We start from the raw sequence: 19,128 nt of genomic DNA on the forward strand, positions 1-19,128 counted from the left end.
ATATGGAACTCGCAACATTTGGAGGAGGTTGTTTTTGGTGTACCGAAGCCATTTTTAAAGAATTAAAAGGAGTGCAATCCGTCACTTCCGGCTATTCGGGTGGCAATATCGTTAATCCTGCGTACCGCGAAGTTTGCAGCGGAAGAACCGGGCACGCCGAAGTAGTTGAAATTGAGTTTGACCCCGAAATAATAAGTTTCCAGGAATTGCTGGAAGTATTTTGGGCCACCCATGATCCGACCACGCTAAACCAACAAGGTGCCGATGTTGGAACGCAATATCGTTCAGTTATTTTCTATCACAATAAAAAGCAACAGGAAACTGCGGAAATCATCAAGCAGCACTTGAATAAAGAGGCTATTTTCGAAAAGCCTGTGGTGACTGAAATCAGCCCGTGGGAAAACTTTTTCAGAGCCGAAGCAGAACACCAGGATTACTATGAACGAAATCCGGCACAGGGCTACTGCCAGTTTGTAATTGTTCCGAAGCTGGACAAGTTCAGAAAGATTTTCAAAGAGAAGATCAAATAAGACATCACCTAAATCATACCGGTCGTTGTAGATCTCGCTACAGCGATCCCCTGAGAATTAACCGCGGCGAGAGGACTTCAAAGATCTTTTGTTTGCTTTTAATGAAGTTCGCCACCTTCTCACCCATTTCCTCAAAATCGACTGAGATTACCGTAATTCCGTCTCCAACAATTTCTTTCATGGGTGAATCGTTGTAAGATATCAATCCCACATCGCGACCTACTTTTAGCCCCTTTTGCTTACATTCTTTAATAATGTAGACCAAATCATCTTCTTTAATAACCAAATAGGCTTGTCCCTTTTCGATGGTCTTATTTTTTATTTTTTGAATGACTGAATGCTTGATCGTATTTTCATCGCAAAACCTTTGAAACACGTCAATGGCCACCTTGGGATGTGGTGTGGATGATGGAAAAACCAAGTTAAACTCATCATACTTCTGAATTTGCTTTTTCCCTTGTTCCAGGCAATTACGAAAAGCATTTGCAAAATCCTGAAGGATATGTGCCATCTCATCATTCTCCGGAGATCCCATATCCAAAATCAGTAACTTACTCGAATCTATTTTTTTCACCACTTTCTCGATCCGATCATTATTGATATTCATAACCACATACATGCTGTAACGACCCAGGTTATTTAAAACGAGCTGTTCAAACACATTGGGGTTGTAATGATGAAAGAGTAAATCAACGGAATAATTCTCGGGCAATGCATTTCGAAAGCTGCCATACAGCTGTTCTTTAAAAGCACTGAAATCATCAAGCAGCATCATCACCTTAAAGGACTCGTTACTTACAAAGTAGCCCTTGGTTGGAGTTGATGCGATCACACTGCGTAGCTTTAAGGTGGTGTAGGCTTTAAAAATGGTATCTCTCGACAATCCACTTTCGCGACTCAACTTATTAACTGACGGCAAAAAGTCGCCCTCTTTTAGAACTCCATCACTAATCGCCTCAGTAACGGCATGGATCAGCTGCTGTATTTTAGTTTGGGAAGAGGAATGGTCGAGTTGAAATTGAAAAGCCATATTTTTTATTTAAGAAGAAAGAGGAGGATACCGCAGCATCCATCCCCCTTTTATTATTTGATAATTTTATAAGCTAGGCATGTATTTTCATTGTCCGGTATCCATAAATAGCAATTGCTACAAAGCAAATGAATGGTAAGACAAATGAGAAATTAACGGCTGGCAACCAAGCTATAGTTCCCTGGTCGATTAGCAATCCTTGCAAGGGAGGCATCAAGGCGCCACCAACAATTGCCATCACCAAGCCTGCCGCTCCCAAAGTTGAATCTTCGCCAAGTCCTTCCAGAGCAATACCGTAAATTGTTGGAAACATCAATGACATAAAAGCAGAAGTGGCAATCAGCAGATATAAACCAGTCATACCCTCAATTAAAATAACTCCTGTAGTTGTCAACATTCCGCCAACTGCGAAAATGGTCAGCATAAAACGGGCATTTAAGTATTTCATCAAAAAGGTACTCACAAAACGGCTCCCAATAAAAATGGCCATCGCAATAATATTATAGCGTTGAGCCTCAGCTTTCGGTATTCCCAAATTGTCGGCATATTGAATAATAAAAGTCCAGCACATGATTTGTGCTCCAACATAAAAAACCTGAGCAAGGACTCCCTCGCGATATTTTACGTTTTTTGCCAATCGCTTAAAGGTATCCTTGGTTCGAATAGAATGATCTGCCTTAGCTCGCTTAGGCATCTTCGATAAGGCAATGATCGCAAGCATAAGGATAACAAAAAATCCGAGCATGACATAGGGATCGCGAATAACAGCCAAATCGTGTGCCCGAATACCAGCCTTTTCAGATGCACTTAAAGTTTCAAAAATCAAATTTCCTGCTGAATCTCTTTTATCAGACTCCAGTGCGGCAAGAATTACATTGGAGGCAATAAACATCCCGAAAATTGATCCCATCGGATTGAATGACTGCGCCAGGTTTAGCCGTCTGGTTGCTGTTTCTTCGGGGCCCATCGACAAAATATACGGATTGGCAGTTGTTTCAAGAAACGCCAACCCGAAAGTTAAAATGTATAGAGAAACCAGAAAGAACCCAAAGACTTCAAACTGAGCAGCCGGGTAAAACAATAAAGCTCCTGTTGCATATAAAGTTAAGCCAACAATAATGCCTACTTTATAACTATAGCGTTTAATAACCAGCGCTGCGGGAATAGCCATTGTTGCATATCCACCGTAAAAGGCAAATTGCACCATCGCGGCTTTGGCGTTAGAAATTTCCATTACCGTTTTAAATGCAGCTACCATCGGGTTTGTAATATCATTGGCAAAGCCCCACAAAGCAAAAAGACTTGTGATCAAGATAAATGGAAATAGGTATTCCTTTGGAACGACTTTAATTTTAGATTTCACTGTTTTTCTTTTTTAGTTATTCGTTTAGTTCGTATCGGTTCGTATTTTAAAGAGCGTTTTTTATTTCAGCAATTGAAACACCCAGTAGTTTTTCTGCAATGGGACTCAATGCTTGCTCATCTCCTTCGAAATGAAATGTTCGTTGAAAATGAATTTTAACTTCACCTGCATTTAAAGCAGCAGCTGACGACGAAGACTCCAGCTCGTAAAACGGGCCAAGCTGACCGCCATCTGCTAATGGACCGTCGTTGTAGGCATTAATGGCATCACCACGAAACGGATCTTTCTGATGTTCCTCCCACGAAGAGTTGACATAGTCAGTTGAAGTAGAATCCAACGAACAAATTAAAATGGTTAGGCATTTGTTTTGCGCATCGTAACTTCCTAAAGTTGGCAGTGCCCGCTCGGGAGAAACACCAATCTTACTCCGGTACTTCCCGTCGGCTTTGAAATAGATGATTCCATCATCAGATTTCAACCTGTCCGTTGGCACTTCGCCAAAGTAATCATCAGTAACCACGGGGCCTTCGCCGTCTTTTTTATAGGGTACTACAATGGTTACTTCGGGTGATGGCTGATACATGGAAAGCATCCAGATTGATGGCATGCCGGTTTCTTTATTCCAGCTAAAATTGTTTGTGTTTTTCAGTTGATTTAATGATTCGTAAGCAACAACTTTAACAGACTCATCCAATTTAATGGGCAAAAATTCGTCCAATTCAATTGGATCGATAATGCTCACCCGGCGGGTGATCTCCATTGAAAATTTATTGCCAGAATAATTCGCTAGTTGAAATGATTGTCGGAACGTGGCCGTCTCCTGATTGGCTTCAATTACATCCCAGGGCATGGTATCAATAGCAGAAGGAACACGCCAGTTTTCCATTGCCATGGCTTTTCCCTGATCAAAATAGAAAGAGAACTGTCCTCCCTCCGGCCCAATCCAAAACCGCTCTTCGCCACCAAAAGGATTAAACTGAGAAGACAGTTGATCGGCTCCAAGTAATTTGTAGTTGACCCAGCCAAACGAGAATCCTGTTGATCCTGAGGTTGTGCTAGTCATCACCCGTCCCTGCAGTTCAGGAACGATAACCACCCGAGATTCTCCGGCAACTAGCTCAATAGTAGAATAGTACTTTTGTAGTTTCTCCAGATCGTAGCCATACTGACCTTTTTTTAAGCTCATCGTTTCTTCTTTTTCAAAGCCGGTGGTAATCAAGTGAACCACCAACAATCCTATAATTATTGAGATTAAATGTTTAACATGAATGATCTTCATCTGTATAATTTTGATAAAAAAAATGGTAACAGATGAAACTCACACCAATAAATTAATCCGTATTTGAATGGAATGACTAATTTACTGATGCTCATTTCATGATATTAATTTCTAAATCATTAGTGTCCGGTTAAAATTTCAAATGATGGGCTAAAGCCCGCGTCATATCTGGCATTCACTCCCCCCGGGATTAATCCCGGGGGGAGTCATCGCACTAGAGCGTCCGGGCTTTAGCCCATAACTCCATCTTGAGGAATATCAACTGTTCTATTTTCATTCGTTTCTCGCATCACCCAAGTTTTTATTTTTCCCGGACAACAGTAATTCAAAATAAATTAAAATAAACGACTAGCCATAAAGAGGCCCGTAGTTTTTACACGCCCGGTAATCGGAACCTTCCTTATTTGCTCCGAATGAAGCCCAGGCACTTGGACGGAAAATATCTTTATCTTCTACATTGTGCATTGAAACCGGAATACGGAGGATCGATGCTAATGTAATTAGGTCGGCACCAATGTGTCCATACGAAATGGCGCCATGGTTAGCTCCCCAATTGGCCATAACGCTGTAAACATCTTTAAAAGCGTCTTCATCGTTCAAACGTGGCACAAACCAGGTTGTTGGCCAGGTTGGATTGGTGCGCTCATCTAATAAATGATGAATATCTTCGGGTAATTCAACAGTCCATCCTTCAGCTATTTGGATGACTGGCCCCTGCCCTTTTACCAGGTTTACACGCGACATAGTTACCGGCATTTTGCCTTCAGTTTTAAATTGAGATGAATAACCACCACCTCTAAAATAACCTAAATCAGCAGGACACCAGTTTGTTTTATCTAAACATGCTTTGGCTTCTTCATCCGAAATATCCCAATAAGGTTTCATCACCGGATTTCCTTCAGCATCTCTTTGCTGTGCTGTGGCATCTAAGGTTGTCGATCCGGAATTAATTAAGTGGATAATTCCGTTTCGGGCTAATCCTGTCAGTTCTTTTCCGGTTACTCGTATTACAGCTTCAGGGCTCCAGAATGTGCGAACGTCTGAAAATATTTGAGCGGTATTGGTTAACAAGTGACCAAACAACATGGGCACTGCATTTAAACTATCATTCTCGGTGGCAAAAACATAGGCCTCGCGTATACCATTCCAGTCGAATGAAGAATTCAACATCGCTTCAGTAAAGTCAGCATTTGGGTAGTAGTCTGTCCATTGACGCTGCCCCTGGAAACCGCCTGCAATTGCATTATGGCCTTTCGCTTCCTCTCCGAAACCAAGCTCCGCCAATTTCGGATTGCCAATCATTAGATCGCGACAGATCAGGGTCATTTTAACTACAATTTCCCATTCCCAATCTTTTCTTTTCCGGTCGCTCTGTTTATCTTTTGCGTTGTGGTCATCACCCTCCTGGCAATTTTCCTTTACCCAAGCCAAGGCTGTTTTATATTCTGAAGGATCGAAAATCTCCTGATCAATTCGACGTTTAATCTCGGTCATGTCAACAAACTCTGTACGCATCCCCAGATATTCCTGAAAAAAATCGGCATCAACCATAGAGCCGGCAATTCCCATTGAAGTATAGCCAAGCGACAGATATGACTTTCCTTTTATTTGCGCCGAAGCTAAAGCGGCTTTTGTAAACCGCAATATTTTCTCGCGAACGTCATTTGGGATAGCTGTATCTCCGGCATCTTGAACATCGCGGCCATAAATTCCGAAAGCCGGCAAGCCTTTCTGAGTATATCCGGCAAGTGCTGCGGCCAAATAGACGGCTCCGGGACGCTCAGTTCCATTAAATCCCCAAACGGCTTTAGGAAGAAGCGGGTCACTGTCCATCACCTCTGTTCCGTAGCACCAGCATGGTGTTACAGTCAGCGAAACGCCAACTCCTTCACGACTGAATTTATCAGCGCAATTAGCAGCATCTGCTACACCTCCAATGGTTGTGTCTGCAATAACACATTCCACCTTTTCGCCAGAAGGAAAGCGCAAGTTTTCTTCAATTAGTTGAGCGGCAGCTTTCGCCAAATTCATGGTTTGAACCTCGAGTGATTCACGAACTCCACGTTCGCGACCATCTATTACTGGACGGATTCCTACTTTGGGCAAACGTCCGATTAAACGATTTTTCATATTGAATTGATATTTAAATTATATTTTTCGTATTGTGCTGTACTGTGCTGCTAAAGTAGGAAAAATTCAATCGTTTTATCATGTTGGAAAACATGGTTTAAAAAGTTAGATTTGTACCAGTCTCAATTCAAACTACATGCAAATATTTAAGCTACAGCTCCACTGGCAAATCCTGATTGCGTTGCTACTATCAATTGGTTACGGAATAATTTTCCCAACGCAATACACCGTTGATCAAGAAGCCATTAGTCAATTGCAGAAAACGCATTTAAGTGCGGCTGTTATTGAAAAAGTTGGGGGATTGCAAGGTGAAGAATACAGTACAATGCAAGACTTTCAGGTAAAAATGAAACAATTGCTGACGTCTGATGAATACGATAAATATCAATCTACAATTAGAAAAGCGAGTTACAACAACCCTCACATTAATGCCGTTAGTTGGATGGGGGATCTGTTTCTTCGTGCTTTAAAAATGTTGATCATTCCGCTGATTTTAAGCTCACTAATATCGGGAATTACAAATATTGGCACCGGTAAAAATTTGGGAAGACTGGGCTTAAAAACAATAGGATATTATGTAATGACATCTGTTTTGGCCATTGTAACAGGCTTATTTTTTGTCAATCTCTTTAAGCCTGGGGTTGGGGCTGATTTAAACTTTCAGGAAACGGTTGAAGGCTTGGTTGAAAAGCAGAGATCATTTCGGGATATTTTGGTCGAAATTATTCCTCAAAATATTTTTCAAGCTTTCAATGAAAGTGATATGCTTTCCATTATTTTCTTTGCCGTGTTATTTGGCTTTTTCATTACCAAAGTGGATACCGTTAATCGTGAAGTTCTAAAAAAGGCATTCAATGCCATTTTCGAAGTCATGATGAAAATCACCATGTTTATTATCAAATTCACGCCACTTGGGATATTTGGTATTGTTGCCAAAGTAATTGCAGACCAAGATGATTTAGCCGGTTTGATGTCGCGCATGGGAATTTACATGGGCACTGTTGTTTTAGCACTAACCGTACATTTTTTGGTCACTCTTCCACTATTGATGAAGTTTCTTGGAAAGGCTAGTCCGCGGAGACACTTTCAAAATATGACCACTCCCCTTCTAACTGCTTTTTCAACTTCATCGTCAGGAGCAACTTTACCATTAACGATGGATGCAGTTGAGTCAAAATCAGGAGTATCAAACAAAATAAGCAGCTTTACACTACCCCTGGGAGCAACCATCAATATGGATGGAACTGCGCTTTATGAATGTGTTGCGGCTATTTTTATTGCCCAGGCTTATGGTCATGATTTAAGCATCATTCAACAAGCAATTATTGTTGCAACAGCATTATTAGCGTCTATTGGAGCAGCTGCTATTCCCATGGCCGGTTTGGTTATGATAACCGTTATTTTATCAGCCGTTGGACTTCCGTTGGAAGGCATTGGATTAATCCTTGCGGTTGACCGAATTTTAGACATGTTCAGAACAGCTACCAATGTGTGGAGTGATAGCTGTGGAGCGGTCATTATTGCAAAAAGTGAAGGTGAAGATCTGCAGGTTTAGTTACTTTTCTTATAAAAATCATTCAAAGATTCAATTTCATTTGAATTGCAAACCGGGCAATTTTCGCCGGCTTTAGCCATGTTGAACTTAGCTTTACAAGATTTGCAACAGTACCAATTCTCATCGAATTGAAAATTACCTCCACGAATGATCAAGTCTTTCCCTTCAACCATTGCCTGTGCTACTTTATTTCGAGCCGACTCATAAATCCGGGTCAATGTAGGACGAGAAACATCCATACAAACTGCTGCTTCTTCCTGGGTAAGATTATCGTAATCAAGCAATTTTATTGCCTCATACTCTTCGAAAAACAGCACAACCTGCTGAGCTCTGTTTTTTGGTCCAAATACAGAAAATCCTTTAACTGAGGGCGGGGCTAATAAGCGCCGTTGTCTTTTTTTACGAGGCATCTAACTTTGATTTACTTTGTTCAACAAATAATGATCAGCAATAACCAGGGCTGCCATTGCTTCAACAATAGGGACAGCACGTGGTAGTACACAAGGATCGTGACGACCTTTTGGATTGATCGTTACTTCTTTTTCGTCTTTATCAACCGTATGTTGCTCTTTCAACAAGGTTGCAATTGGCTTAAAAGCCACATTAAAATAAATGTCTTCTCCATTCGAAATTCCACCTTGAATTCCTCCGGAATTATTGGTTTTGGTGCGAATACCGCTCTCCGACTTTATAAAGACATCGTTATGCTCTGAGCCACTTAGTTTTGTTCCATCGAAACCTGATCCGTATTCAAATCCTTTGACCGCATTGATTCCCAACATGGCATGACCTAAATCGGCATGCAGCTTATTAAAAACCGGTTCGCCTAAACCAACTGAAACTCCCTGAATAACTCCCTGAATAACTCCGCCAACGGTATCATGATTTTTACCGGCTTTTTCAATACGGGCAATCATCTTATCAGCAGTTTCGGCATCCGGACAGCGAACAATATTACTGTCAATCAATTTTAAATCAAGCTCTTTGTAGCTTTTTGTCAGTTCAACTTCGCCCACTCGCTTTACGAATGCATTAATATCGACACCAAATTGCTTCAGCATCAATTTAGCGATAGCTCCGGCTGCAACCCGTGCGATTGTTTCACGCGCAGAGGAACGTCCTCCTCCACGATGATCGCGGCTCCCATATTTCTTCAGATAAGTATAATCGGCATGTGAAGGACGAAAAATATCTTTCAGGTTATTGTAGTCGTTCGAGTGTTGATCTTTATTTCTAATCAGAAAACCGATGGGTGTTCCCTGCGTTTTTCCTTCAAAAATACCCGATAAAAATTCAACCTGATCCGATTCTTTTCGTTGGGTCGTAATTTTCGATTGTCCGGGTTTACGACGATCGAGTTCATTTTGAATAAAATCCAAATCGATTTCGACACCTGCCGGGCAGCCATCAATAATACCACCAATTCCTACACCATGAGATTCTCCAAAAGAGGTTAATCTGAATAATTGTCCGAAGCTATTCATTATTTTTGGTTAAAAAATATTGCTCCCGATTGCTCAGAAGCAATATTCTGGATACGTTTTATCAATTAGCAGCCACAACCGCAGCTTCCACCATTTGCTTTCTCTGTTTCACAGCTTTCGCCCTCTTCACACCCGCAGCCACCGCTGTCACTTTCGCAACCACCACTACCGCAGCCACAGCCGCTACCTTGCACAGTTGCTGCAATTTCCTCATCAGTAGCATCGCGCACTTCCAACACTTTTCCTGAGAAGAATAAGTCCTCGCCAGCCAAAGGATGGTTAAAATCCATTTTTACATGCTCGTCAGTAATTTCCAACACCAGGCCGTTCATACGTTGACCGCTAGCACTCATCATTGGAACTGTATTGCCAACTTTAATAATTTCCTCATCAAATTTCCCTTCAACCAGAAACAGGTTTTTAGGAAGATCAACAACTGCATTCTCATCAGCTTGCCCGTAAGCATCTTCACATGAAAGATTTATATTGAAGTCCTTGCCTTGCTCAAGACCTTGTAAAAGGTCTTCAAACTTTGGCAACATAAGTCCAGCACCATAAACAAAGTTTAGTGGTTTCTCGGCTGTTGCCTGTTCTATCAATTCTCCGTTTGCTCCTTCGATTCTTAAATCGTAAGTCAAAGAAACCATTTTGTTTTTAGTAATTGCCATTTTAAACTATTTAGATTGATTTTGAATAATACTTGCAAAGAAATAAAAAACATTGATATATCAAAGAGCACAAAACTCGATGGAATATACATTTAATGTTAACATCATAGATTTCTGTTGGTTTACAAAATGTCCGTCTTTACACCTCTTTTTACAATTTATTTAGAAAGATTCTCTCAAAACCCATTTTATTATCCAACAAATCTTCCTTTCAGAAAACATGCTGTACTAACAAGATTGGAAAAGTATTTTTATAAAAAAATAGAGATAGTTAGGAATAAGCAACTTAAAAATGTGACCGTCCACCGCCTTTAATTATTGTCAAACCAGCTTCGTTTCTTGTCTATTTTCAAATCTTTAAGCATGGCTGATGAGGCATTAATTGTGAAACTGTAACTTTTGCGGCGACCAAATGGCACAAAATTGAAGGCCATATTCCAACAATGTAACCGACGATTTATATTGAAGGTGGTAAAAGAAAACTCACCAGCTTGAATATCAAAGTTTGTGGATAGCGACATATTCCATTCGCGCGTTAATTTCACCCGGCCACTAAAGTTTAAACTCTGGTTGACTTGTGCATCATGATAATTACTTCTTTTTGAGTAGCTAAAGCTATAATTAAACCGAAAGTCCCATGGAATATCAAAATCATAGTATTCGATGCTCCCATCCGGATACATGATTTGCTCACCAGGTTCTTCTCCTTCTTCCGCATTCGCTTCTTCTTTCTGTTTCGATTTAAATGACATCCCGAAGGAAAGGTTTGCATTGGTCAGTCGGCCTAACTTGGCTAATCCCGAAGCTTCATTCCACATAAACTGATTAATTCGGGTTCCCTTTTCATCAGTATTGTAGGGGTCAACTGTCCCGCCAAAGTTCAAGCTTACACCTTTAATTGTTGTTCGCCCATTTATTCGAATGGTACTTAGATTTAATGAATCAGCGATAAAATTGTACGATCCGCTAAATCCCAGATTATCGATAATCTTTACTTTCTCAAATTTCTCTTCGTTCGATGTAGTATCGTTTTTAGCTGCCATTTTTGCTTCGAGGTTGTTGGTAAGTCCGAAGTTAATCGCTGCACTCTCTCCTCTCCCGGCCGAACCAAAAATAGCACCTTTAAAACGATTGTAATAAATTTGATTTCCCTCGTGATCCATATACGAGTCATAAAAATCGTATTTGGGGTCACCAAAATCAGGAGTATAACTAAAACTAACCGAAGGCGACATTTTATGCCTGATGGCTTTCATTCGGGAATTGGGATTCTTCATCAAATACATCCCGTAAATATTTGTTTGCGAACTCAAGCTAAATGAATAGTTGTAATTTCGGCGAAAATGATAGATGGTATCTTCCCAAACTGTTCCTTCCTGAGCGATATTGTCGTAGGCATAATTTTGGGTAATATAATTTGTATACCAACGCTCAGAATAACTAACACTTGGACTTACATTGACATACTTAAATAGGTTGAAATTCGGCAAGCTGATTGGGATGGAGTGTTTCCATCCATTTTGCCAATCGCGTATAATCGACTGATTCAGCAATTCATCTTCTTTTGCGGTTATGGAGTTTTTTATATTACCGGTGTAGCTAAAACCAATTTTCTCGTACCACTTTGGAGCCCCAACACGATCTTTCTGTCGAAACGGATAGATTTTCGCCATGGAAAAGGTTAGCTCCGGAAAACTTAAGGAAATAGTAGTATCTCGTGAGTTTTGTGAGTGCCTGAAACTGGCTGACATATTAAATGGAGAGTTTTCCCATTTTTTAGAATATGAAATACTCGACGATTTAGTGGTTTGCAAATAGCTTTGCACATCATATGAGTTCTGCTTGTCGTAACTTGTTGTAGACAGGTTTACGCTGGCCGAGAATGATTGATATGGATTGGCCTTACTGTCCTGCGAATGCGACCACCTAACTGAAAACCCCGGCGAACGGCTAAAATCAGGTAAGTCAGGATCACTGTAACGGTTTACATTATACCTGAAATCAAAGTTTCCTGAAAATTTATACCGTTTTTTATAGTTGGTATGCACATTGGCCCCCCACGAACCTTTAGAGTAAATATCCCCTTTCATCGTTAAATCGAAATAAGGACTTGCTGCCCAATAATAACCTCCTTCGCGCAAAAAGAATCCTCTGCTTTGTTCTTCACCATAGGTAGGGACTATGATACCAGAAGAATAACTGGGTGAGTTTGGGAAGAACCCAAATGGGATCATTGGGAAATAAATTGGAAAATCTTCTAACACTAAATATGCCGGGCCGGTAATAATTTTCTTATTCGAAATAACCTTTGCTCGGGTCATTCTTAAATAAAAATGCGGATGGTCTGCATCACAGGTCGTATACTTTCCTTTTTTCAGAATAAAAGAGTTGGCATCAATTTTTTTGGTTCGCTCACTATGAACATATCCGTCGCCCTGCTGCGTTTTCACTTCAGTGATTATTCCCTTTTGAGTTTCAAAGTTATACCGCAGCGTTTTACTCTCAAACTCCTCTTCCCCATCTTTAAATACCGGCGAACCTTGAACAACCTCTGCCGAATCGGGAACACCTTCGGCATACACCTCTTTCGTTTCCAAATCAAGTTCAATGTAATCGGCTTTCAGTTCAATCGTTTGGTAAGTCACCATCGCCTCTTTGTATAAATATACTTTTTGGCCATCCAGCGAAATCACAATAGAGTCCAACGCATTATAATTTATAGGAGCCTCAAGAACCGTTGTTTTTGCAGTATCCCGCTTCGCTATTGAATCCTGGGTAGCCGACATTCTGGATGACAAAATAGAATCAGGCTTTAACTCAGGCTGAGGAATAGAAGAAAGTTCCGTGTCGGGCAATTCCTGTGCATAAGTATTAACACAGAAAAAAAACAAAATATATGTGAAGATTATTTTCGTCAAATCAGAAAATGTTAGCCATTTCGGTTACATTGGACTGCAAAAATATAAATTCAACCCAGACAAATGCGTGAACAAATGCAAAATAATTTTAATATTTCTATTTTTGTTGCGTTCAAACAACATGTATATGAACATTAGCCGAAAGTTGTTTATTGTATTTCTGTGTGTATTTTTTGAATTATTGAATCCTGCACGAGCAAAAAGCGCGCCAGATCATCCGTTTACAGTAATTATTGATCCCGGTCATGGAGGGAAAGATCCGGGTGCAGTATATAAAGGTATCCGGGAAAAAGACATTGTTTTAAACATTGGAATAAAACTCGGGAACTACCTGAAAGAAAAATTACCCGGTATTCGTGTAATTTACACCAGAAACACCGATGTGTTTGTTCCGTTACATCAGCGTGCTGTTATTGCAAATAGTAACAAGGCCGACCTTTTTGTTTCCTTACACGCTAACTATTGCGGAACTCCTTCGATCACCGGAACCGAAACTTTTGTTTTGGGTCTTCACCGATCAGAAGAAAATCTGGAGGTAGCCAAAAAAGAAAACTCTGTAATTTTGATGGAGGAAGATTATTCTTCAACCTACCAGGGGTTTGATCCCAATTCACCCGAATCATACATCATGTTTGAAATGGTACAGGATGAACACCTCGATCAAAGCATCAACCTGGCCGCGGCAATCCAAAATCAGTTTAAGAATAGAGCCGGACGTCATGACCGTGGCGTAAAACAAGCAGGCTTTCTGGTTTTACGGCGAACAAGTATGCCAAGCGTATTGATTGAAGCCGGTTTTTTAAGCAATCGTTATGAAGCAAACTACATGAACAGTGATGAAGGGCAGACCTATCTGGCTTCGGCTATATTTAGAGCAATACGCGATTATAAAAACACGGTTGATCATAAAAGTGAATACCAATTAGGTTCATCAATACCTGAAAGTTTGAAGCCATCAGCAGAAACCTCCGAAAAAGCACTTTCTCAGCAAAAAGAGGAACACAAGAACGACTTTTACTTTAGTGTTCAACTAGCTGCCACCAACAAGGCTATTGAGCCAACGGCAACAAATTTTAAAGGCCTTGAAAAAGTTGAGCGAAAGAAAATTAAATCCACATTCAAGTTTTTCTACGGAAAAAGCACCTCATTGGAAGAGATACAATCGCTTAAACAAAAAATAATAACAAAATATCCTGACGCGTTTATTGTTGCTTTTGAAAACGATGAGCCCATCTCGATCAAAAAAGCTTTGAGAAAAATAAAACCATAGTTCTGATCTCATTGTTTGTTTAGTATCAGAATGCTTATTAATATTGTATAAAACAAGCTGAAAACAATTATGAAACTGTCTAAATACGCAAAACTGGGAATTCTTATCGTCTTTAGTTTTGCCATCTTTATTTGGGGAATGAACTATTTGAAAGGAATCGATTTCTTCAAACAAAATACAAGCTACTATGTCGTTTATGAGAGGATTGAAGGACTGCTCGAATCAAGTGCTGTTATGATTAATGGCTACCAAGTCGGTCAGGTTAAAACAATTGACTTCTCAGACAGTAATGATGGTAGTTTGGTCGTTAATTTCTCGCTGGAAGGAGATTTTGAAATCCCGGAAGGCTCCATCGCTAGAATTGTTTCTTCGGATCTTATGGGCACCAAATCGATCGTATTGCAAATCAATCCGTCCAATGTATACTATCAGGAAGGTGACACGATACCGGGAAGTATTGAAGAAGGTTTGAAAGAGCAAGTAAGTATGCAGGTACTCCCTTTAAAAAATAAAGCGGAGCAGCTTTTAGCATCGCTTGATTCGGCTATTACCGTTGTTACATACGTTTTTAACGAAGAAGCACGGAAAAACCTTTCTGAAAGCTTTGCACGTATTAATCAAACTATCCTAAACCTTGAGTCAGTATCAGCCGATATTAGCGAACTACTCGTTACCGAGAAGACTAATTTAAAAGGGATTATTCAAAACATGAACGAAATTACTTCAACCCTTAACGAGAATTCTGATGACTTTACAAACATCGTAGGTAATTTTTCATCTATAAGCGACAGTTTAGCGGCTGTAAATATCGCCGGTATGGTTTCTGACCTACAAATGTCAGTACAAGGAATTAACGCATTGTTGGCTAAAATTGAAAGCGGAGAAGGCACTGCAGGTAAACTTTTAGGAGACGAACAGTTATACGATAATCTGGCTAATATGAGCCAAAGCCTGGATTTCTTATTGAAAGATATTCGGAACAATCCCAAACGCTACGTTCATTTTTCTGCATTCGACCTTGGAAAAGATGTTTATATCTCTCCTCAAAAGGAAAAGAATAATACCAGTCAAAATGAATATACTTTCAAGGTACATCTTATTTCAAGCCCATCAAGATTATCGAAAGACAATACCATGTTTAGCGATTTCGACCAAGTCGAAGAAGTTGAAATTTCAGGAGGATATAGCTATTTAACTGGCGAAACACCTGACATCGCAAACATTATGGAAATTCACACTACTGCTAAAGCTGTTTTTCCTGATGCAAGTATAATCGCTTTTAAAAATGGGCGAAAAGTACGATTAGAAAAGGCTTTAAGGAAATTAGGAAATTAGCATCCGAATTGTTCTAAAAAAATATTGAAATACTCAAGTCCCTCTAAATACAACACTTCCAAAAGAATCACATTTTAAACGCCTGATAATCTGATTGTTGTAAAGCATAAAAAATTAATATTTTTTAACTGCTTGACTAGTAAACAGATTGTGTTCTTTTCTTAAAAGTCAAGCAATTTTGCATTTTTTTAATACTTTTTTTTTCACAAAATTTGTTTTCGGGAATTCAAATAGGGAAAAAATTTGTCGAACATATATTAATCCTGCTGTTCAAAATGAGTAACAATCATCTTGCTGTATGGAATCGTTGTCTGTCTGTTATTAAAGATAATGTTCCAGCAATTAGTTTTAAAACGTGGTTTGAGCCAATCGTTCCAGTAAAGATCAACAATCAAGTGTTGACGATTCAAGTTCCAAGTCCATTCTTTTATGAATACTTGGAAGAGCAATACATTGACCTGCTTCGGAAGACATTGCGTAAAGAAGTTGGAAACGAAGCGAAATTGGAATATGTTGTTGTTATGGGAAATAACCAGAACAATACTCAACCATACACCGTCAAGTATCCAACAAACAACAATAGTAAAATTCAGAATAAACCACTCAATGTACCATTAAGAACAGAGGGGAAATCATCAATTAAAAATCCGTTTATCATTCCTGGAATCCAAAAGCTTCAGGTTGATCCTCAATTAAAAGCGGATAACACGTTTGAGAATTTTGTCGAAGGAGAATGTAATCGATTAGCACGTAGTGCAGGCTATGCTGTATCGCAAAATCCGGGAGGAACGGCTTTTAATCCGCTAATGATTTACGGTAATTCAGGATTAGGAAAAACACACCTTGCCCACGCAATTGGTATTGAGGTAAAAGAACAGTTTCCTGAAAAAATTGTCTTGTACGTAAATGCCAACAAGTTTCAAACACAATTCACCGAAGCCATTCGGAATAACAACCGAAACGACTTCCTTCATTTTTACCAAATGATTGATGTATTGATTTTAGATGACGTACATGAATTTGCGGGTAAAGAAAAAACACAGGAAACATTTTTCCACATTTTCAATCATCTTCATCAAAGCGGAAAACAGCTTATACTGACGTCAGACAAGCCACCAATTGAGCTTAAAGGCATGGAGCAAAGACTGTTATCCCGATTCAAATGGGGATTAACTGCAGATTTGCAGATTCCTGATTTTGAAACCAGAATGGAGATTTTGAAAAGGAAAACCTACAAAGATGGTATTGAAATCAGTGACGAGGTTTTAGAATATATTGCTTCGCACATTGGCAATAACGTTCGCGAGTTGGAGGGGGCGCTGGTTTCATTGTTAGCTCAGTCTACATTGAATCGTAAAGAAGTAACGATTGAACTAGCCAGCGACATGGTCAACAAACTGGTAAAAAGCTCAAAACGCGAATTATCAATCGACTATATCTCAAAGGTGGTTTGTGACTACTTCAGTATGCCGACAGATTCACTTCAGGCACGCACCCGTAAACGGGAGATTGTTCAAGCCAGGCAGCTGGCCATGTATTTCTCAAAAAGCCTGACAAAATCATCACTGGCCTCCATAGGATCTCAAATAGGAAATAAAGATCACGCCACTGTATTACATGCTTGTAAAACGGTGAACAACCTCAAGGATACTGACAAAAACTTTAAGGTCTTTGTTGATGAAATAGAAAAGAAATTAAAGATGTAAATAACGGCAGGTCATTATGATCTGCCTTTTTTTATCCTTGAAAGATGACTGATTCATTTCTGACCATTTCAAAAGCTGAAGAAGGATTGTATAAAAAAAAAGGAAGCAAATTTATTGCTTACGCCTATCCGGTTGAAACAGAGGACGAAATTAAGAACCTGATCCAAGAACTAAAGAAAACTCATCATTCTGCACGTCATCATTGTTATGCCTGGCGATTGGGAGCTAACAAAAAACGCTTCCGCGCAAATGACGACGGGGAACCTTCATCCACGGCAGGGAAGCCGATCTTTGGACAAATTAAGCGTAATCATCTCACCAATGTATTGGTAGTTGTGGTTCGCTATTTTGGTGGCACATTACTTGGTGTTAGCGGGCTGATAACGGCCTACAAAGAAGCTGCTGCTGACGTACTTCAGAAAGCAACAATTATCGAAAAATTAATCGAAACGACTTTTGAGATTGAATTCGACTATTCGATGATGAATCCGGTGATGCGCATTTTTAAAGAAGACAAGCTGGAACAAAAGAAAAACAAGTTCGAACTGCGGTGTAAAATAACAAGTTCGATCCGAAATACAGAAGCCGATCGGGTAATCGAAAAATTTAAAAAGCTGGAAGGTGTTGAAATACGGATTGTTGAATAAAATTCGATCTGTTAATAAGTCAGTAATAAATCCTGTCCATTGTCATATGTTTATATACACAAGATTATCTAATTTTGAGTTTTGATGAAGCGTTTAATCGTTCAATATAATTCCCAACAAGGTGATCAGGATCACCTGACAATTTTTTTCCCATTCGTTGAACGTTGCATCACCCATTTTTTTGATAGAAGCTTTTGCTCAACACATAATTTTATTACCGGCCTTTATTCCGGAAAATGAAAACCAATAGGATTTTTTATCCTGTTGGTTTTTTTTTGAAACCTTAATAAAAAGATCGCATGAATAAAAAAGACTTGATTTCCATCATGGATTATTCGAAGGAAGAACACCTTCGAATAATGGATCTGGCAGCTGATTTTGAAAAGAATCCCAACCAAAAGTTACTGGAGGGGAAAGTGGTTGCTTCGCTCTTTTTTGAGCCATCGACACGCACCCGGCTGAGTTTTGAAACAGCCATAAACCGCATGGGAGGGCGAATAGTTGGCTTCTCGGATGCCGGCTCTTCCAGTGTTACGAAAGGAGAAACACTGCATGATACGATTCGAATGGTTTCACAGTATGCTGATTTGATCGTCATGCGGCACCCACTGGAGGGTAGTGCTCGTTACGCAGCAGAGGTTTCATCAGTGCCGGTAATCAATGCAGGCGACGGAGCAAACCAACATCCTACTCAGACCTTATTGGATATGTATTCCATATTGAAAACACAAAACACATTCGATGACCTAAACATCTTCATGGTTGGCGATTTACGATACGGACGAACCGTTCATTCGCTACTAATGGCAATGTCACAATTTGAGAATCCTATTTTTAACTTTATTGCACCCGAAGAGCTTTTAATGCCAGAGGAATACAAAATTTATCTACGCGAAAAAGGAATCCGCTTTTTTGAGCATCTTGAATTTACCGACATTATTTCAGAAGCCGATATTGTTTACATGACTCGGGTTCAGAAAGAACGTTTCTCCGATCCGATGGAATATGAAGAAGTTAAAAACGTGTACATTCTAAGAAACAGCATGCTTGAAAATACGAAACCAAACATGCGCATTCTGCACCCACTACCTCGTGTAAACGAAATTGCCACTGACGTTGATAAAAACGAGAAAGCCTACTATTTTCAACAAGCCTTAAATGGTGTTTTTACCCGGGAAGCAATTATAGCACATGCCTTAAATTTAAAGTAATC

At 39.7% G+C, this 19,128-nt stretch carries 15 protein-coding genes; 7 read left to right on the forward strand and 8 right to left on the reverse strand.

Annotation, left to right across the window (positions count from 1 at the left end; all coding sequences use genetic code 11):
* The first annotated feature begins 2 nt into the window (after positions 1-2).
* Positions 3-530 carry a peptide-methionine (S)-S-oxide reductase MsrA gene (gene msrA / locus GR929_RS03070; RefSeq protein ID WP_159517440.1) on the forward strand — a complete coding sequence of 176 codons (528 nt, stop codon included), beginning with the start codon at positions 3-5 and terminating at the stop codon, positions 528-530.
* Between the two features lie 37 nt (positions 531-567).
* Here the strand turns inward: msrA and GR929_RS03075 are convergent, their stop codons facing one another.
* From GR929_RS03075 to GR929_RS03090, 4 genes are all read right to left on the reverse strand, one after another.
* A complete protein-coding gene (locus GR929_RS03075; RefSeq protein WP_159517441.1) occupies positions 568-1,560 on the reverse strand; it encodes a GntR family transcriptional regulator in 993 nt (330 codons plus the stop codon).
* A gap of 73 nt (positions 1,561-1,633) precedes the next feature.
* Positions 1,634-2,923, reverse strand: a complete 1,290-nt coding sequence (gene fucP, locus GR929_RS03080) for an L-fucose:H+ symporter permease (protein WP_159517442.1) — start codon at positions 2,921-2,923, stop codon at positions 1,634-1,636.
* Between the two features lie 46 nt (positions 2,924-2,969).
* A complete protein-coding gene (locus GR929_RS03085; RefSeq protein ID WP_159517443.1) occupies positions 2,970-4,202 on the reverse strand; it encodes a DUF6786 family protein in 1,233 nt (410 codons plus the stop codon).
* A gap of 348 nt (positions 4,203-4,550) precedes the next feature.
* On the reverse strand, positions 4,551-6,332 hold the full coding sequence (locus GR929_RS03090; RefSeq protein WP_201300879.1) for an L-fucose isomerase: 1,782 nt from the start codon (positions 6,330-6,332) through the stop codon (positions 4,551-4,553).
* Positions 6,333-6,468: 136 nt separating this feature from the next.
* On the opposite strand from GR929_RS03090, the gene GR929_RS03095 reads away from it, so the two are divergent.
* Entirely contained in the window at positions 6,469-7,887 is a 1,419-nt protein-coding gene (locus tag GR929_RS03095) for a dicarboxylate/amino acid:cation symporter (RefSeq protein ID WP_159517444.1), read from the forward strand.
* On the opposite strand, the gene GR929_RS03100 is transcribed toward GR929_RS03095, so the two are convergent.
* The 4 genes from GR929_RS03100 to GR929_RS03115 form a co-directional block, all read right to left on the reverse strand.
* On the reverse strand, positions 7,884-8,297 hold the full coding sequence (locus tag GR929_RS03100; RefSeq protein WP_159517445.1) for a DUF134 domain-containing protein: 414 nt from the start codon (positions 8,295-8,297) through the stop codon (positions 7,884-7,886). The genes GR929_RS03095 and GR929_RS03100 overlap by 4 nt on opposite strands.
* Positions 8,298-9,371, reverse strand: coding sequence for a chorismate synthase (aroC, locus tag GR929_RS03105; protein WP_159517446.1), 1,074 nt, complete (start codon positions 9,369-9,371; stop codon positions 8,298-8,300).
* A gap of 65 nt (positions 9,372-9,436) precedes the next feature.
* Positions 9,437-10,039, reverse strand: a complete 603-nt coding sequence (locus GR929_RS03110; RefSeq protein ID WP_159517447.1) for an FKBP-type peptidyl-prolyl cis-trans isomerase — start codon at positions 10,037-10,039, stop codon at positions 9,437-9,439.
* A gap of 311 nt (positions 10,040-10,350) precedes the next feature.
* Complete coding sequence (locus GR929_RS03115) at positions 10,351-12,957, reverse strand: putative LPS assembly protein LptD (protein WP_159517448.1); 2,607 nt, start codon at positions 12,955-12,957, stop codon at positions 10,351-10,353.
* 127 nt (positions 12,958-13,084) lie between these two features.
* On the opposite strand from GR929_RS03115, the gene GR929_RS03120 reads away from it, so the two are divergent.
* The 5 genes from GR929_RS03120 to pyrB all read left to right on the forward strand — a co-directional run bounded on the left by GR929_RS03120 (position 13,085) and on the right by pyrB (position 19,126).
* A complete protein-coding gene (locus tag GR929_RS03120; RefSeq protein WP_235934028.1) occupies positions 13,085-14,227 on the forward strand; it encodes an N-acetylmuramoyl-L-alanine amidase family protein in 1,143 nt (380 codons plus the stop codon).
* A 69-nt stretch (positions 14,228-14,296) separates the two neighbouring features.
* A complete protein-coding gene (locus GR929_RS03125; protein ID WP_159517450.1) occupies positions 14,297-15,562 on the forward strand; it encodes an MlaD family protein in 1,266 nt (421 codons plus the stop codon).
* Between the two features lie 275 nt (positions 15,563-15,837).
* On the forward strand, positions 15,838-17,268 hold the full coding sequence (gene dnaA, locus GR929_RS03130) for a chromosomal replication initiator protein DnaA (protein WP_159517451.1): 1,431 nt from the start codon (positions 15,838-15,840) through the stop codon (positions 17,266-17,268).
* Between the two features lie 44 nt (positions 17,269-17,312).
* Positions 17,313-17,915, forward strand: a complete 603-nt coding sequence (locus GR929_RS03135; RefSeq protein WP_159517452.1) for an IMPACT family protein — start codon at positions 17,313-17,315, stop codon at positions 17,913-17,915.
* A 299-nt stretch (positions 17,916-18,214) separates the two neighbouring features.
* The gene (gene pyrB, locus GR929_RS03140) at positions 18,215-19,126 is read left to right on the forward strand and encodes an aspartate carbamoyltransferase (RefSeq protein WP_159517453.1); all 912 of its coding nucleotides are present in this window, start codon (positions 18,215-18,217) and stop codon (positions 19,124-19,126) included.
* Positions 19,127-19,128: the final 2 nt, after the last annotated feature.

Origin of the sequence: Sunxiuqinia indica, assembly GCF_009847015.1 — a bacterium.
GTDB classification, from domain to species: Bacteria; Bacteroidota; Bacteroidia; order Bacteroidales; family Prolixibacteraceae; genus Sunxiuqinia; species Sunxiuqinia indica.

What these genes read in the sequence shown, in the direction of transcription:
- GR929_RS03100 (WP_159517445.1), bottom strand. Translation starts at nt 8,297, where the DNA reads ATGCCTCGTAAAAAAAGACAACGGCGCTTATTAGCCCCGCCCTCAGTT.
- GR929_RS03125 (WP_159517450.1), top strand. Translation starts at nt 14,297, where the DNA reads ATGAAACTGTCTAAATACGCAAAACTGGGAATTCTTATCGTCTTTAGT.
- GR929_RS03120 (WP_235934028.1), top strand. Translation starts at nt 13,085, where the DNA reads ATGAACATTAGCCGAAAGTTGTTTATTGTATTTCTGTGTGTATTTTTT.
- dnaA (WP_159517451.1), top strand. Translation starts at nt 15,838, where the DNA reads ATGAGTAACAATCATCTTGCTGTATGGAATCGTTGTCTGTCTGTTATT.
- GR929_RS03110 (WP_159517447.1), bottom strand. Translation starts at nt 10,039, where the DNA reads ATGGCAATTACTAAAAACAAAATGGTTTCTTTGACTTACGATTTAAGA.
- aroC (WP_159517446.1), bottom strand. Translation starts at nt 9,371, where the DNA reads ATGAATAGCTTCGGACAATTATTCAGATTAACCTCTTTTGGAGAATCT.
- pyrB (WP_159517453.1), top strand. Translation starts at nt 18,215, where the DNA reads ATGAATAAAAAAGACTTGATTTCCATCATGGATTATTCGAAGGAAGAA.
- GR929_RS03075 (WP_159517441.1), bottom strand. Translation starts at nt 1,560, where the DNA reads ATGGCTTTTCAATTTCAACTCGACCATTCCTCTTCCCAAACTAAAATA.
- msrA (WP_159517440.1), top strand. Translation starts at nt 3, where the DNA reads ATGGAACTCGCAACATTTGGAGGAGGTTGTTTTTGGTGTACCGAAGCC.
- GR929_RS03095 (WP_159517444.1), top strand. Translation starts at nt 6,469, where the DNA reads ATGCAAATATTTAAGCTACAGCTCCACTGGCAAATCCTGATTGCGTTG.
- GR929_RS03090 (WP_201300879.1), bottom strand. Translation starts at nt 6,332, where the DNA reads ATGAAAAATCGTTTAATCGGACGTTTGCCCAAAGTAGGAATCCGTCCA.
- GR929_RS03135 (WP_159517452.1), top strand. Translation starts at nt 17,313, where the DNA reads ATGACTGATTCATTTCTGACCATTTCAAAAGCTGAAGAAGGATTGTAT.
- GR929_RS03085 (WP_159517443.1), bottom strand. Translation starts at nt 4,202, where the DNA reads ATGAAGATCATTCATGTTAAACATTTAATCTCAATAATTATAGGATTG.